Origin of the sequence: Salmonella sp. JXY0409-18, from assembly GCF_020268625.1 — a bacterium.
In the GTDB taxonomy this organism is placed as follows: domain Bacteria; phylum Pseudomonadota; class Gammaproteobacteria; order Enterobacterales; family Enterobacteriaceae; genus Salmonella; species Salmonella enterica.
In genome coordinates this window covers 3361123-3375292 of the sequence record NZ_CP084216.1, presented here as the reverse complement: position 1 = coordinate 3375292, position 14170 = coordinate 3361123, and the positions used below count along the sequence as shown (strand labels likewise).

Genomic DNA, 14170 nt, shown 5'->3' with positions numbered 1-14170 from the left:
TCGCCGCTCTTAGTGCATCATCATGTTGTAGTTGAGGTTCCACATAATCCAGATGGAGCCCACAACCAGGATGGCGATGATCAGCACGGTAAAGATGAAGGCCGTCATGTTCCAGCCTTCATCAGATTTGGTGTTCATGTGCAGGAAACACACCAGATGCACCAAAATCTGCACCACTGCCATTGCCAGGATAGATCCCAGAATAACGGCCGGAGAGGCAGCGCCGGTCATCACCATCCAGAATGGAATAACCGTGAGGATGACCGACAGGATAAAGCCGGTCATGTACGTTTTTACGCTGCCGTGGGATGCGCCGCCGCTCTCGGTAGAATGACTCATTACATCGCCCCCATCAGATAAACAACAGTGAATACGCAAATCCAAATCACATCCAGGAAGTGCCAGAACAGGCTCAGACACATGATGCGGGTACGGTTAGTGCTGGTCAGACCGCGACGGGCAACTTGCACCATCAGCACCGCCATCCAGATCAAACCGGAAGTGACGTGCAGACCGTGCGTGCCGACCAGCGCGAAGAACGCAGACAGGAAGCCGCTGCGATCCGGGCCCATACCGTTAACAATCAGGTGATGGAATTCATAGAGTTCCATCCCGATAAATCCGGCACCGAACAAGAAGGTCAACGCCAGCCAGGAGATAACCTGGCTCTTGTTGTTCTTGTGCATGGCGATCGCCGCCATGCCGTAGGTAATGGAGCTAAATAACAGCAGGAAGGTTTCAACCAGAACGAACGGCAGTTCGAAAATGTCCTTACCTGTCGGGCCGCCAGCGGTGCCGTTAACCAGAACGGCATAGGTAGCAAACAGAATAGAGAACAGAATGCAGTCGCTCATCAGGTAGACCCAAAATCCGAAGATTTTGTTCTGGCCTGCGTCATGGTGCCCGTGTTCGTGCGCGTGGGCAGTCGCGTGCGTTAAAGTATCAGTTGCCATTTTTCAGCCCTGCCTTAGTAATCTCATCGAAATGCTGGTTTTCCAGTTTTTCGACTTCCGGGACCGGCACGTAGTAATCCACATCTTCATCAAAGCTTTTTACAATCCAGCTGATGATCATGCCTGCGAAACCCACTATCGCCAGCCACCAGATATGCCAGATCATGGCGAAGCCAAATACCGTCGCGAAGGCGGCGATAACAATACCGGCACCGCTATTTTTCGGCATATGAATCTCTTCATACTGTCCAGGCTGTTGGTACGCTTCGCCTTTTTCTTTCATTTCCCAGAAGGCGTCACGTTCGTGAACGTGCGGCACAACGGCAAAGTTATAGAACGGCGGCGGAGAAGAGGTTGACCACTCCAGCGTACGGCCACCCCATGGGTCGCCAGTCAGATCGCGGTTCTGATCGCGGTCGCGAATAGAAACGAAGATCTGAATCAGTTGGCACAGGATACCCAGCGCAATCAGCGCGGCACCGGCGGCGGCAACCATCAGCATCGTATGGAACTGCGGATCAATTTGCTGGCTGAGGCGACGGGTCATGCCCATGAAGCCCAGGACGTACAGCGGCATAAAGGCTACAAAGAAACCGATAATCCAGAACCAGAAGGCGCGTTTACCCCAGGTTTCGTTCAGCTTGAAGCCAAACGCCTTCGGCCACCAGTAGGTCATACCCGCGAAGCAGCCAAACACCACGCCGCCGATGATCACGTTATGGAAGTGCGCAATCAGGAACAGACTGTTGTGCAGGACGAAGTCCGCGCCCGGTACCGCCAGCAGCACGCCGGTCATACCGCCGACCGAGAAGGTCACGATAAAGCCGATGGTCCACATCATTGCGGAATGGAAGACAATACGGCCCTGATACATGGTGAACAACCAGTTGAAGATCTTCACCCCGGTCGGGATGGCGATAATCATGGTGGTGATACCGAAGAAGGCGTTAACGTTCGCGCCCGCACCCATCGTGAAGAAGTGGTGCAGCCAAACGATAAACGACAGTACGGTAATACAGACGGTCGCCCAAACCAGCGAGGTATAGCCGAACAGACGTTTACGCGAGAAGGTCGCTGCGATTTCGGAGAATACCCCGAAGACCGGCAGAATCAGAATGTACACTTCCGGATGGCCCCAGGCCCAAATCAGGTTGATGTACATCATCATGTTGCCGCCCATATCGTTGGTAAAGAAATGGGTGCCCAGATAGCGATCCAGGGTCAGCAACGCGACGGTAACCGTCAGAATCGGGAAAGAGGCGATGATCAGTACGTTGGCGCACAAAGAGGCCCAGGTAAAGACCGGCATCTTGAACATTGTCATACCCGGCGCACGCATCTTCAGGATCGTCACGAAGAAGTTGATACCGGTTAACGTCGTACCAATACCCGAGAGTTGTAACGCCCATATCCAGTAATCGACCCCTACGCTGGGACTGTACTCTATTCCCGATAGCGGCGGATAAGCCAGCCAGCCGGTCTGAGCGAATTCACCCACGCCCAGCGAGAGGTTAACCAGGATAACGCCGACAACGGTGAACCAGAAGCTCAGGTTGTTCAGGAAAGGGAACGCAACGTCGCGCGCGCCGATCTGCAGCGGAACCACCAGGTTCATCAGACCGATAACGAAGGGCATCGCCACGAAGAAGATCATGATTACGCCGTGAGCGGTAAAGATCTGATCGTAGTGGTGCGGCGGTAGAAAACCCGCTTCGCCGGCGGAGGCAAGCGCCTGCTGGCTACGCATCATGATGGCATCGGCGAAACCACGTAACAGCATCACAATCGCGACGATGATATACATGATGCCGAGGCGTTTATGGTCAACTGACGTTAACCACTCTTTCCATAGGTAGGTCCACTTACCGAAGTAAGTAATCGCTGCCAGTATCGCCAGTCCCCCGACGATAATTGCAGCGATCGTTACCATGACGATAGGTTCATGGAACGGTACTGCATCCAGTGATAATTTTCCGAACATCTTATCTTCCTCAACCCTTGGAGTTGGCGGATTCCGCGTGGCTCATGTCCATACCTTCCATTCCTTCATGCGAGCTGTGCTCACCTTCAGGTTGGGTCATGTCCATGCTCTTACCGTGGTCCATGAATTTGTTAATAACGTCCTTGAACAAATCTGGTTTCACGCTGGAGAAATATTCCACCTTGTTGTACTCGCTTGGCATAGCCACTTTCTCGAACGCCGCCATATCATTCATGGTGTTCGGAGACTGCTTCGCTTTTGCGACCCATTGGTCGAATTCTGCGCGGTCTTTGGTGGCGATAGCTTTAAACTTCATACCAGAGAAGCCCGGGCCGCTATAGCTGGCGGAGATGCCATCGTAGGTTCCGGGTTCGTTGGCGATCAGATGCAAACGTGTTTGCATACCGGCCATGGCATAAATCTGGCTACCCAGACGCGGGATAAAGAAGGAGTTCATCACGGAGTTGGAGGTCACTTTGAAATAAACCGGCGTGTTCGCCGGGAAGGCGATCTCGTTGACGGTGGCGATACCCTGCTCCGGATAGATGAAGAACCATTTCCAGTCCATGGAAACCACTTCGATGGTGATCGGTTTTTCGTCATGCGCCAGCGGCTTGCTTGGTTCAAGCGCGTGCGTGGTTTTCCAGGTCAGTACGGCAAGGAAAATGATGATTAAGATAGGCACCGTCCAGACCACGGCTTCCACTTTATTGGAGTGTGACCAGTTCGGGCTATACTTCGCATCCTTATTACTCGCACGATACTTCCAGGCGAAACCAACAGCCATCAAGATGGCGGGAATAACGACGATCAACATCAGGCCAAATGCCGTCAGTATCAGCGAACGTTGCTCCAGTCCAATCTGTCCTTTGGGATCCAGCAGCGCAGAATTACAGCCACTGAGTAATGCAGTGCCTGCAATTAATGACAACCATCCCAAACTTTTATTGTATTTCCTGAGTCTCATTTAACGACCTCAATTCCACGGGACCTGGTGGCGTTTAAAGTGTAGGGGCATTTTACGGTAAGGTTACATTACTGTAAACATGATTGGTTCTGTGTTACCAAGTTCTGCCGCGCATGTCACATATGTTGCCAAGTATGTCGAAATAACTTTAAGACACTGTTGAAACTTTGCGTTATAACGGATGAGGTCTGTAAGTGGGATGTTGAGGGATAATTGGTATAACCAATGTGAAAATAAAACAATTACTTAACAATTTATTATCAATAAAAGGACAATCAACGGCAGAAATTTAAATTTAATCGGCTGAATCGTGTAAAGAAAATAGGTAGCGTAGAAATTACCAATAATTTCCAAAATTCTGTTGCGCACAAAAAGACAAATATATTTTTTATCAATTGATGGTTATTTAGCCGTTATAATTCCGGGTCGTTATTACAACGGCAAATAATGTTTTAGAGCAGGCGTGTTTTTCGTAGCGCCAGGTAGTCCAGCAACCCGCCAAAGACAATGCCGCACACGGCAACCGCTACCGCGGTCTCAAGCAATCCGGGCAGGAATGAGAAGTTGGTGTAATCCACCGCGTTCATGGTCAGCAGGAGTACCCATACCGCCAGCAAAGCGACGCCCGCGAGCAGGATTGAAAGCGCGAAATTGTAGGCGCCACGGTATTGCGTGCGGGGAATGAAACGCTCGCTCTGCCAGCTATATTCCAGCGTTTGCCGACAGACCAGCAACAGTAACAGCCCGGGAACGGCGGCGACAACCGAGAAGAGGTAGAATGTCGGCCAGCCGTGCGCTTCAACGAACCAGCCCGCTACGGGACCAACATAAACGCGGCCTACTGCGGAGAGGGCCGACAGTAGGGCAAACTGTGTTGCGGAAAACGACTTATTACATAGCGTCATTAATAAGGCGACAAAGGCGGCAGTCCCCATCCCGCCGCACAGATTTTCGAAAAAGACCGCCGCGCCCATGCTGAACATGTTTTTATCGGTAATGGAGAGCAACCAGTAACCGGCGTTGGACGCGCCTTGCAAAATGCCGAAAATCAGCAGCGCGCGAAACAGCGAAAGACGCTGCATTAATATGCCGCCGTATAACGCACCGACGATCGTTGCCAGCAGGCCCAGCGTTTTATTGACCACGCCGACTTCGCCGGCGTCAAAGCCGACGCCGCGAATCAAAAAGGTGGTGGTCAGGCTCATGGCGAAGGCGTCACCCAATTTATAAAGCACAATGAGCAGTAAAATCAGCCAGGCGTTATTACGGCCAAAGAAATCGCGTAGCGGCGCGACGACGGCCTGTTCCAGCGATTTCGGGGACGGGATAGTATCGGTCGGTTCCGGCGCCAGTAAGGTGGCGATAATGCAGGGGATCAGCAATGCCGCCATCAGCCAGTACATGCCCTGCCAGCCGAGCCAGCGATCGGCCAGCCATAGCGCCAGTCCGCCGGAAACCAGCATCCCCAACCGGTAGCCAAGCACGCTGATTGCCGCGCCCGCGCCGCGTTCTTCTGCGGGTAACACATCGGTTTTCCAGGCGTCGAACACGATATCCTGCGAGGCGGAGCAAAAAGCAATCACCACCGCCAGCGCCGCCATCCAGCGTAGCTGCGTGCCGGGTTCAAGAAAGCCCATCGCCGCAATCGCCGCCAGTAACAACAGTTGGGTGGCGAGTAACCAACCGCGACGTCGACCTAAAAAAGGCGGCGTGTAGCGGTCCATCAGCGGAGACCAGAGAAACTTAAACACATAGGCCTGACCAACCAGCGAGAAAAAGCCAATCGTTTTAAGATCGATATTCTCGACGGTCATCCACGCCTGTAGCGTACCGGAGGTGAGCGCCAGCGGGAGGCCGGAGGCAAAACCCAATATCAGCAGAATGGCTGAACGCGGTTGCTGGAAAATACGTAAATATTGACTTGACATAGGCATCTACAGACCCGGCTTCTGTCGGGTCTTGTTGTTGCTATTAACGGGCGTTTTGCTTGATAAAATCGTGAATACTGGTGTCCTGAGACATATCAGCGATAGTATCGGTCAGAACACTGTTCACCGCGTCGGCAATATTCTGGTTAGAGGCCTGGAATGCCCCTTCAATAGAGTAGTTGGCGCGATAGTTTTTGGTCATCTTGTTGCCATTTGCCGCGGTCGCAATAATCGCGATATCCGCTTTGGTCGCGATGTTGTAGCGCACGCTGCCCTGGGAAACATCAGCATACAGTTGGTTAACAATAATCTGCAGATTAACCGCGCCGTTAGGCCCGATCATATAGCCCCGCGCCGTCATCTGTTTTTCCAGGACTTCTTGTAACAGGAAGCGTAAATCGCGGGAGGCGGTTAACGTTACCAGCTGGTTGTTACGCGTGACTTTCGCTAACGCTTGATCCTGGCGTTGGTCCGCGCCGGTAATGCTAACGGTGACGCCCATCAGGCTCGGATCCTGCTGTGGCAAGGTGATCTTCGGCGCGACGTCAATGGTCGTCGGCGGTGTGGCGCATCCTGCCAGCATAAACAGAGCGACTAACGGAAAGAGAAGTTTTTTTAACATATTCAGGCTCTCAATGACGCTTAAAACGTGATAGGTAAAAATTCCCGCCATCATAACACCGCTAACGGCGAGGGGAAGTGGTCAACGCAGGTAAATTCGTCGTAATGTCCGATTTGGTATTGATAACGGCGCGAGCGGGGATTTTGAGCGCTAAAAGAATGATTAAGGCAGTAAACTTCATACGTTTGGCTGAAATAATCAGACGAAAGCTAAATTTTTGTTGTCATGCTGTAATGGAAACGGTAAAAGCGGCTAGTATTTAAAGGGATGGGTGACATCACAGCGTTGTCGGAGGAGATTTTCATGATGATACGTGAGCAAATAGAAGAAAAATTAAGGACAGCGTTCGACCCCGTGTTTCTCGAAGTTGTGGATGAAAGCTATCGTCACAATGTTCCAGCAGGATCGGAAAGCCATTTTAAGGTCGTGCTGGTGAGCGATCGCTTTACAGGCGAACGTTTTCTTAATCGTCATCGGATGATTTACGGTACGTTAACGGCGGAACTCTCCACAACCGTACATGCGCTGGCACTGCATACTTATACCCTCAAAGAGTGGGAAGGGTTGCAGGATACTATCTTCGCGTCGCCTCCTTGTCGCGGCGCGGGAAGCATCGCGTAGCAAAACGGATTTGCAACTACCTCCGCTTTTCCAGTATGTTGCTACAGAATTATGTGAAAACGGCCTGCGGGCCGTTTTGTTTTGTCTGAATTTTGAGCGTGTCGTACAGTATTCAGACAAAAATTAGCCGAGAATTGTGAAAACCGCCGCAGCATCGCACAATCACCGTTCTCGACTCACAAAAGTGATGCCGCTATAATGCGCCGTCTTATATATGAACGTCTTCGGGATGATTCTGACGACAGGGAATGTGATTGATTATGAGAACATCCCGGTTCCGCGAAGCAAATAGCACGTGCTTGCGGAGTAGAGTTGACCGAGCACTGTGATTTTTTGAGGTAACAAGATGCAAGTTTCAGTTGAAACCACTCAGGGCCTTGGCCGCCGTGTAACGATTACAATCGCTGCTGACAGCATCGAGACCGCTGTAAAAAGCGAGCTGGTCAACGTAGCGAAAAAAGTACGTATTGACGGCTTCCGTAAAGGCAAAGTACCGATGAATATCGTCGCTCAGCGTTATGGCGCTTCTGTTCGCCAGGACGTGCTGGGCGATCTGATGAGCCGCAACTTCGTTGACGCGATCATCAAAGAAAAAATTAACCCGGCAGGCGCGCCGAACTATGTTCCGGGCGAATACAAAGTGGGTGAAGACTTCACTTACTCCGTCGAGTTTGAAGTCTATCCGGAAGTTGAGCTGACCGGCCTCGAGTCCATCGAAGTTGAAAAACCGGTTGTTGAAGTCACCGACGCTGACGTTGATGTGATGCTGGACACCCTGCGTAAGCAGCAGGCGACCTGGAAAGAAAAAGACGGCGCTGCTGATGCGGAAGACCGCGTGACCATCGACTTCACCGGCTCTGTAGACGGCGAAGAGTTCGAAGGCGGCAAAGCGACCGATTTCGTTCTGGCGATGGGCCAGGGTCGTATGATTCCGGGCTTTGAAGACGGCGTTAAAGGCCACAAAGCTGGCGAAGAGTTCACTATCGATGTGACCTTCCCGGAAGAGTACCACGCTGAAAACCTGAAAGGTAAAGCGGCTAAGTTCGTTATCAACCTGAAGAAAGTTGAAGAACGTGAACTGCCGGAACTGACCGAAGAATTCATCAAACGTTTCGGCGTTGAAGATGGTTCCGTAGCCGGTCTGCGCGCTGAAGTACGTAAAAACATGGAACGCGAGCTGAAAGGCGCGGTGCGTAACCGCGTTAAGTCTCAGGCGATCGAAGGTCTGGTAAAAGCTAACGACATCGACGTACCGGCTGCGCTGATCGACAGCGAAATCGACGTTCTGCGTCGTCAGGCTGCGCAGCGTTTTGGTGGTAACGAGAAACAGGCTCTGGAGCTGCCGCGCGAACTGTTCGAAGAACAGGCTAAGCGTCGTGTAGTTGTCGGTCTGCTGCTCGGCGAAGTCATTCGTACCAACGAGCTGAAAGCGGACGAAGAACGCGTTAAAGGCCTGATCGAAGAGATGGCGTCTGCTTACGAAGATCCGAAAGAAGTGATTGAGTTCTACAGCAAAAATAAAGAGCTGATGGACAATATGCGTAACGTCGCTCTGGAAGAACAGGCTGTTGAAGCGGTTCTGGCAAAAGCGAAAGTGTCTGAAAAAGCCACTTCCTTCAATGAGCTGATGAACCAGCAGGCGTAATTTTTCGCGTTAAAAGCACGAAATTTGCACAAAAACCCGTCACCTTTCAGTGACGGGTTTTTTTTGTCACGCATTTTGCATGGTAAGGGTGCGAAAACCGCGTTTCAGTGTTAGCGTTAGAGCAAAAGATTGTTATGCTTGAATTATGGCGATGCCGTACCCATTACAGAGGGACTGGCTGATAATCCGTCCATCAGGTTACAATCAGTACAGCAGATTTTTTCAATTTTTATCCAGGAGACGGAAATGTCATACAGCGGAGAACGAGATAATTTGGCCCCTCATATGGCGCTGGTGCCGATGGTCATTGAACAGACCTCACGCGGTGAGCGCTCTTTTGATATCTATTCTCGTCTACTTAAGGAACGCGTCATATTTCTGACCGGCCAGGTCGAAGACCATATGGCTAACCTGATCGTGGCGCAGATGCTGTTCCTGGAAGCGGAAAACCCGGAAAAAGATATCTATCTGTACATTAATTCTCCTGGCGGCGTAATTACTGCGGGGATGTCCATCTATGACACCATGCAGTTTATTAAGCCAGACGTCAGCACCATTTGTATGGGACAGGCGGCCTCTATGGGGGCGTTTTTGCTGACTGCCGGGGCGAAAGGCAAACGTTTCTGCTTGCCGAACTCTCGCGTCATGATCCACCAGCCGCTGGGCGGCTATCAGGGCCAGGCGACGGATATTGAAATTCACGCCCGCGAAATTTTGAAAGTAAAAGGGCGCATGAATGAACTTATGGCGCATCATACGGGTCAATCTCTTGAGCAGATTGAACGTGATACTGAGCGCGATCGCTTCCTCTCCGCGCCTGAAGCGGTAGAGTACGGTTTGGTTGACTCAATTTTGACCCATCGTAATTGATGCCCTGGACGCAAGTGTGCCGCTATACACTTCATCCTTCACGCTACCTCGGTGTTGGCTGCCAGCGCGCCTCTCGGTGACTTACTTATGTAAGCGCTGCGGAGTCGCTGAGTTGCCGCCTTGATGTAGCTCGAATGATTTTGTGTATATACTAATGAAGGGCGGCACAACGCTGATTAGCGGCTTGCGCCTGAGAATGGCATTTGCGTCGTCGTGTGCGGCACAAAGAACAAAGAAGAGGTTTTGACTCATGACAGATAAACGCAAAGATGGCTCGGGCAAATTGTTGTACTGCTCTTTTTGCGGCAAAAGCCAGCATGAAGTGCGCAAGCTGATTGCCGGTCCATCCGTGTATATCTGCGACGAATGCGTCGATTTATGTAACGACATTATTCGCGAAGAAATTAAAGAAGTTGCTCCGCACCGTGAACGTAGTGCGCTGCCGACGCCGCATGAAATTCGTACTCACCTGGACGATTACGTTATCGGCCAGGAGCAGGCGAAAAAAGTGCTGGCGGTGGCGGTCTATAACCACTACAAGCGTCTGCGTAACGGCGATACCAGCAATGGCGTCGAGTTAGGCAAAAGCAACATTCTGCTGATTGGACCGACCGGCTCCGGTAAAACGCTGCTGGCGGAAACGCTGGCGCGCTTGCTGGATGTGCCGTTCACTATGGCGGATGCGACCACGCTGACCGAAGCGGGTTACGTGGGTGAAGACGTCGAGAATATCATTCAGAAACTGTTGCAGAAATGCGACTACGACGTGCAAAAAGCGCAGCGTGGGATTGTCTACATTGATGAAATCGATAAGATTTCGCGTAAATCAGACAATCCGTCCATTACCCGCGATGTTTCCGGCGAAGGCGTACAGCAGGCGTTGCTGAAACTGATCGAAGGCACTGTCGCCGCGGTTCCACCGCAGGGCGGTCGCAAACATCCGCAGCAGGAGTTCTTACAGGTAGATACCTCTAAGATTCTGTTTATCTGCGGCGGCGCGTTTGCCGGTCTGGATAAAGTGATCGCTAACCGTGTTGAAACCGGCTCCGGCATTGGTTTTGGCGCGACGGTGAAAGCGAAGTCCGACAAAGCCAGCGAAGGCGAGCTGTTGTCGCAGGTTGAACCGGAAGATTTGATCAAATTTGGTCTGATTCCTGAGTTTATCGGTCGTCTGCCAGTGGTGGCGACGTTGAACGAACTCAGCGAAGAAGCGCTGATTCAAATCCTGAAAGAGCCGAAAAATGCGCTGACCAAGCAGTATCAGGCGCTGTTTAACCTGGAAGGCGTCGATCTGGAATTCCGTGACGAAGCGCTGGACGCTATCGCCAGGAAAGCAATGGCGCGTAAAACCGGTGCCCGTGGTCTGCGTTCTATCGTCGAAGCGGCGCTGCTGGATACCATGTACGATTTGCCATCTATGGAAGACGTCGAAAAAGTGGTGATCGACGAGTCCGTTATTGCCGGTCAGAGTAAGCCGTTGCTGATTTACGGCAAACCGGAAGCGCAGGCTTCTGGCGAATAATTAAACATTCATACAATCAGTTAGCCAAAAAAGGGGGGATTTTATCTCCCCTTTCGTTTTTCCTGTAAACACGCCGTTGAATGTGTGGGAAACATCCCCATATACTGACGTACATGTTATAGGTGGTATGGAGCACAGCTATACTATCTGATTACCTGGCGGACACTAAACTAAGAGAGAGCTCTATGAATCCTGAGCGTTCTGAACGCATTGAAATCCCCGTATTGCCCTTGCGCGATGTGGTGGTTTATCCGCACATGGTCATACCCTTATTTGTAGGGCGGGAAAAATCTATCCGTTGTCTGGAAGCGGCTATGGACCATGATAAAAAAATCATGCTGGTCGCCCAGAAGGAAGCATCAACGGATGAGCCGGGTGTAAACGATCTTTTCACCGTCGGGACCGTGGCCTCTATTTTGCAGATGTTGAAACTGCCTGACGGCACCGTAAAAGTGCTGGTCGAGGGGTTACAGCGCGCGCGTATTTCCGCGCTGTCTGACAACGGCGAACATTTCTCCGCGAAGGCGGAGTACCTTGATTCGCCAGCCATTGATGAGCGAGAACAAGAAGTGCTGGTGCGTACCGCTATCAGCCAGTTCGAAGGCTACATCAAGCTGAACAAAAAAATTCCGCCGGAAGTGCTGACGTCACTCAATAGCATTGACGACCCTGCACGTCTGGCTGACACCATCGCCGCGCATATGCCGCTGAAACTGGCGGATAAACAGTCCGTACTGGAGATGTCCGACGTTAACGAACGTCTGGAATATCTGATGGCGATGATGGAATCTGAAATCGATCTGCTGCAGGTTGAGAAACGCATTCGCAACCGCGTGAAAAAGCAGATGGAGAAATCCCAGCGCGAGTACTATCTGAACGAGCAAATGAAAGCGATTCAGAAAGAGCTTGGCGAGATGGACGACGCGCCGGACGAAAACGAAGCGCTGAAGTGTAAGATCGACGCGGCGAAAATGCCGAAAGAGGCGAAAGAGAAAGCGGAAGCGGAACTGCAGAAGCTGAAAATGATGTCTCCGATGTCGGCGGAAGCGACCGTGGTGCGCGGCTACATCGACTGGATGGTGCAGGTGCCGTGGAATGCGCGTAGCAAGGTCAAAAAAGACCTGCGTCAGGCGCAGGAAATCCTCGATACTGACCATTATGGTCTGGAGCGTGTGAAAGACCGCATCCTTGAGTATCTCGCGGTACAAAGCCGTGTAAATAAAATCAAGGGGCCGATCCTGTGTCTGGTGGGGCCGCCGGGGGTAGGTAAAACCTCGTTGGGCCAGTCCATCGCTAAAGCAACAGGGCGTAAATACATCCGTATGGCGCTGGGCGGCGTGCGTGATGAAGCAGAAATCCGCGGTCATCGCCGGACTTACATTGGCTCTATGCCGGGTAAACTGATCCAAAAAATGGCCAAAGTGGGGGTTAAAAACCCACTGTTCCTGCTCGATGAGATCGACAAAATGTCCTCGGACATGCGCGGCGATCCGGCTTCCGCACTGCTGGAAGTGCTGGATCCAGAGCAGAACGTGGCGTTCAGCGATCATTACCTGGAAGTGGATTACGATCTCAGCGATGTGATGTTCGTCGCCACCTCCAACTCCATGAACATTCCGGCGCCGCTGCTGGATCGTATGGAAGTGATCCGTCTGTCCGGTTATACCGAAGACGAGAAGCTGAATATTGCTAAACGTCACCTGCTGCCGAAGCAGATCGAGCGTAACGCGCTGAAGAAAGGCGAACTGACGGTCGACGATAGCGCGATTATCGGTATTATCCGCTATTACACGCGTGAAGCGGGCGTGCGTAGTCTGGAGCGTGAAATCTCCAAACTGTGCCGCAAAGCGGTTAAACAACTGTTGCTCGATAAGTCGTTAAAACATATCGAAATTAACGGCGATAATCTGCACGACTACCTCGGTGTCCAGCGCTTTGATTATGGCCGCGCGGATAGCGAAAACCGCGTAGGTCAGGTGACGGGGCTGGCGTGGACGGAAGTGGGCGGCGATCTGTTGACCATCGAAACCGCCTGCGTACCGGGCAAAGGCAAGTTGACCTACACCGGCTCGCTCGGTGAAGTGATGCAGGAATCCATTCAGGCGGCGCTGACCGTGGTGCGCGCGCGCGCGGAAAAACTGGGTATTAATCCGGACTTTTACGAAAAACGCGATATCCACGTTCACGTGCCGGAAGGCGCAACGCCGAAAGACGGTCCAAGCGCCGGTATCGCGATGTGTACCGCGCTGGTTTCCTGCCTGACCGGTAATCCGGTGCGCGCAGATGTGGCAATGACCGGTGAGATCACCCTGCGCGGTCAGGTGTTGCCGATCGGCGGCCTGAAAGAAAAACTGTTGGCGGCGCATCGCGGCGGGATTAAAACGGTCTTAATTCCATTCGAAAATAAACGTGACCTGGAGGAAATTCCGGACAACGTGATTGCCGATCTGGATATCCATCCTGTGAAGCGCATTGAGGAAGTTCTGACGCTTGCTCTGCAAAACGAACCGTCTGGAATGCAGGTTGTAACCGCAAAATAGTGACCTCGCGCAAATAGCGCTAATAAAAACAGGGCTGGCAGGCTATTTCGGACTTGCCAGCCTTTTTTTGTATAGCTAATTTAGATGGTTGATTGGGTCTGCCACCATTAACGGGTGTTGTAAGGGCGTGGCAGGCCTGATATAACTGCTGCGCGGTCGTACTTCGAAGGATTCAGGTGCGATATAAATTATAAAGAGGAAGAGAAGAGTGAATAAATCTCAACTGATCGAAAAAATTGCTGCAGGGGCTGATATCTCTAAGGCTGCGGCTGGACGTGCGTTAGACGCGATTATTGCTTCTGTTACCGAATCTCTGAAAGAAGGGGATGACGTTGCACTGGTAGGCTTTGGTACTTTTGCTGTTAAAGAGCGTGCTGCCCGTACTGGTCGCAACCCGCAAACAGGTAAAGAGATCACCATCGCCGCAGCCAAAGTGCCGAGTTTCCGTGCAGGTAAAGCGCTGAAAGACGCGGTAAACTAAGCGTGATCCCCTCGGGGGATGTGACAAAGTACAAGGGCGC

12 protein-coding genes are annotated in these 14170 nt (G+C 51.8%); 6 read left to right on the top strand and 6 right to left on the bottom strand.

The window, feature by feature from the left end; all coding sequences use genetic code 11:
• Positions 1-9: 9 nt before the first annotated feature.
• The 6 genes from LDB27_RS16550 to LDB27_RS16525 form a co-directional block, all read right to left on the bottom strand.
• Positions 10-339, bottom strand: a complete 330-nt coding sequence (locus LDB27_RS16550; RefSeq protein WP_000019878.1) for a cytochrome o ubiquinol oxidase subunit IV — start codon at positions 337-339, stop codon at positions 10-12.
• Complete coding sequence (locus LDB27_RS16545) at positions 339-953, bottom strand: cytochrome o ubiquinol oxidase subunit III (protein WP_000179833.1); 615 nt, start codon at positions 951-953, stop codon at positions 339-341. Before LDB27_RS16545 ends, LDB27_RS16550 begins: the two co-directional genes overlap by 1 nt.
• A complete protein-coding gene (gene cyoB, locus LDB27_RS16540) occupies positions 943-2934 on the bottom strand; it encodes a cytochrome o ubiquinol oxidase subunit I (protein ID WP_000467158.1) in 1992 nt (663 codons plus the stop codon). Before cyoB ends, LDB27_RS16545 begins: the two co-directional genes overlap by 11 nt.
• Positions 2935-2944: 10 nt before the next feature.
• Positions 2945-3901: a cytochrome o ubiquinol oxidase subunit II gene (cyoA, locus tag LDB27_RS16535; RefSeq protein ID WP_001239448.1), complete on the bottom strand. Its 957-nt coding sequence runs from the start codon at positions 3899-3901 to the stop codon at positions 2945-2947.
• 452 nt (positions 3902-4353) lie between these two features.
• Positions 4354-5829 (bottom strand): muropeptide MFS transporter AmpG, encoded by a 1476-nt coding sequence (gene ampG, locus LDB27_RS16530; protein WP_000098482.1) that lies wholly within the window; start codon positions 5827-5829, stop codon positions 4354-4356.
• Between the two features lie 43 nt (positions 5830-5872).
• Positions 5873-6451, bottom strand: a complete 579-nt coding sequence (locus tag LDB27_RS16525; RefSeq protein WP_001539323.1) for a lipoprotein — start codon at positions 6449-6451, stop codon at positions 5873-5875.
• A gap of 303 nt (positions 6452-6754) precedes the next feature.
• On the opposite strand from LDB27_RS16525, the gene bolA reads away from it, so the two are divergent.
• The 6 genes from bolA (at position 6755) to hupB (ending at position 14130) form a co-directional block, all read left to right on the top strand.
• Positions 6755-7072 (top strand): transcriptional regulator BolA, encoded by a 318-nt coding sequence (gene bolA / locus LDB27_RS16520; protein WP_000973433.1) that lies wholly within the window; start codon positions 6755-6757, stop codon positions 7070-7072.
• Between the two features lie 346 nt (positions 7073-7418).
• The gene (tig, locus tag LDB27_RS16515) at positions 7419-8717 is read left to right on the top strand and encodes a trigger factor (protein ID WP_001198403.1); all 1299 of its coding nucleotides are present in this window, start codon (positions 7419-7421) and stop codon (positions 8715-8717) included.
• A gap of 246 nt (positions 8718-8963) precedes the next feature.
• A complete protein-coding gene (gene clpP, locus LDB27_RS16510) occupies positions 8964-9587 on the top strand; it encodes an ATP-dependent Clp endopeptidase proteolytic subunit ClpP (RefSeq protein ID WP_000122257.1) in 624 nt (207 codons plus the stop codon).
• A gap of 250 nt (positions 9588-9837) precedes the next feature.
• Complete coding sequence (gene clpX, locus LDB27_RS16505; protein ID WP_000130314.1) at positions 9838-11109, top strand: ATP-dependent protease ATP-binding subunit ClpX; 1272 nt, start codon at positions 9838-9840, stop codon at positions 11107-11109.
• A gap of 185 nt (positions 11110-11294) precedes the next feature.
• Positions 11295-13649, top strand: coding sequence for an endopeptidase La (lon, locus tag LDB27_RS16500; protein WP_225519872.1), 2355 nt, complete (start codon positions 11295-11297; stop codon positions 13647-13649).
• A 190-nt stretch (positions 13650-13839) separates the two neighbouring features.
• Positions 13840-14130 carry a nucleoid-associated protein HU-beta gene (hupB, locus tag LDB27_RS16495; protein ID WP_254888479.1) on the top strand — a complete coding sequence of 97 codons (291 nt, stop codon included), beginning with the start codon at positions 13840-13842 and terminating at the stop codon, positions 14128-14130.
• Positions 14131-14170 lie beyond the last annotated feature (40 nt).

What these genes read in the sequence shown, in the direction of transcription:
- LDB27_RS16550 (WP_000019878.1), bottom strand. Translation starts at nt 339, where the DNA reads ATGAGTCATTCTACCGAGAGCGGCGGCGCATCCCACGGCAGCGTAAAA.
- LDB27_RS16545 (WP_000179833.1), bottom strand. Translation starts at nt 953, where the DNA reads ATGGCAACTGATACTTTAACGCACGCGACTGCCCACGCGCACGAACAC.
- cyoB (WP_000467158.1), bottom strand. Translation starts at nt 2,934, where the DNA reads ATGTTCGGAAAATTATCACTGGATGCAGTACCGTTCCATGAACCTATC.
- cyoA (WP_001239448.1), bottom strand. Translation starts at nt 3,901, where the DNA reads ATGAGACTCAGGAAATACAATAAAAGTTTGGGATGGTTGTCATTAATT.
- ampG (WP_000098482.1), bottom strand. Translation starts at nt 5,829, where the DNA reads ATGTCAAGTCAATATTTACGTATTTTCCAGCAACCGCGTTCAGCCATT.
- LDB27_RS16525 (WP_001539323.1), bottom strand. Translation starts at nt 6,451, where the DNA reads ATGTTAAAAAAACTTCTCTTTCCGTTAGTCGCTCTGTTTATGCTGGCA.
- bolA (WP_000973433.1), top strand. Translation starts at nt 6,755, where the DNA reads ATGATGATACGTGAGCAAATAGAAGAAAAATTAAGGACAGCGTTCGAC.
- tig (WP_001198403.1), top strand. Translation starts at nt 7,419, where the DNA reads ATGCAAGTTTCAGTTGAAACCACTCAGGGCCTTGGCCGCCGTGTAACG.
- clpP (WP_000122257.1), top strand. Translation starts at nt 8,964, where the DNA reads ATGTCATACAGCGGAGAACGAGATAATTTGGCCCCTCATATGGCGCTG.
- clpX (WP_000130314.1), top strand. Translation starts at nt 9,838, where the DNA reads ATGACAGATAAACGCAAAGATGGCTCGGGCAAATTGTTGTACTGCTCT.
- lon (WP_225519872.1), top strand. Translation starts at nt 11,295, where the DNA reads ATGAATCCTGAGCGTTCTGAACGCATTGAAATCCCCGTATTGCCCTTG.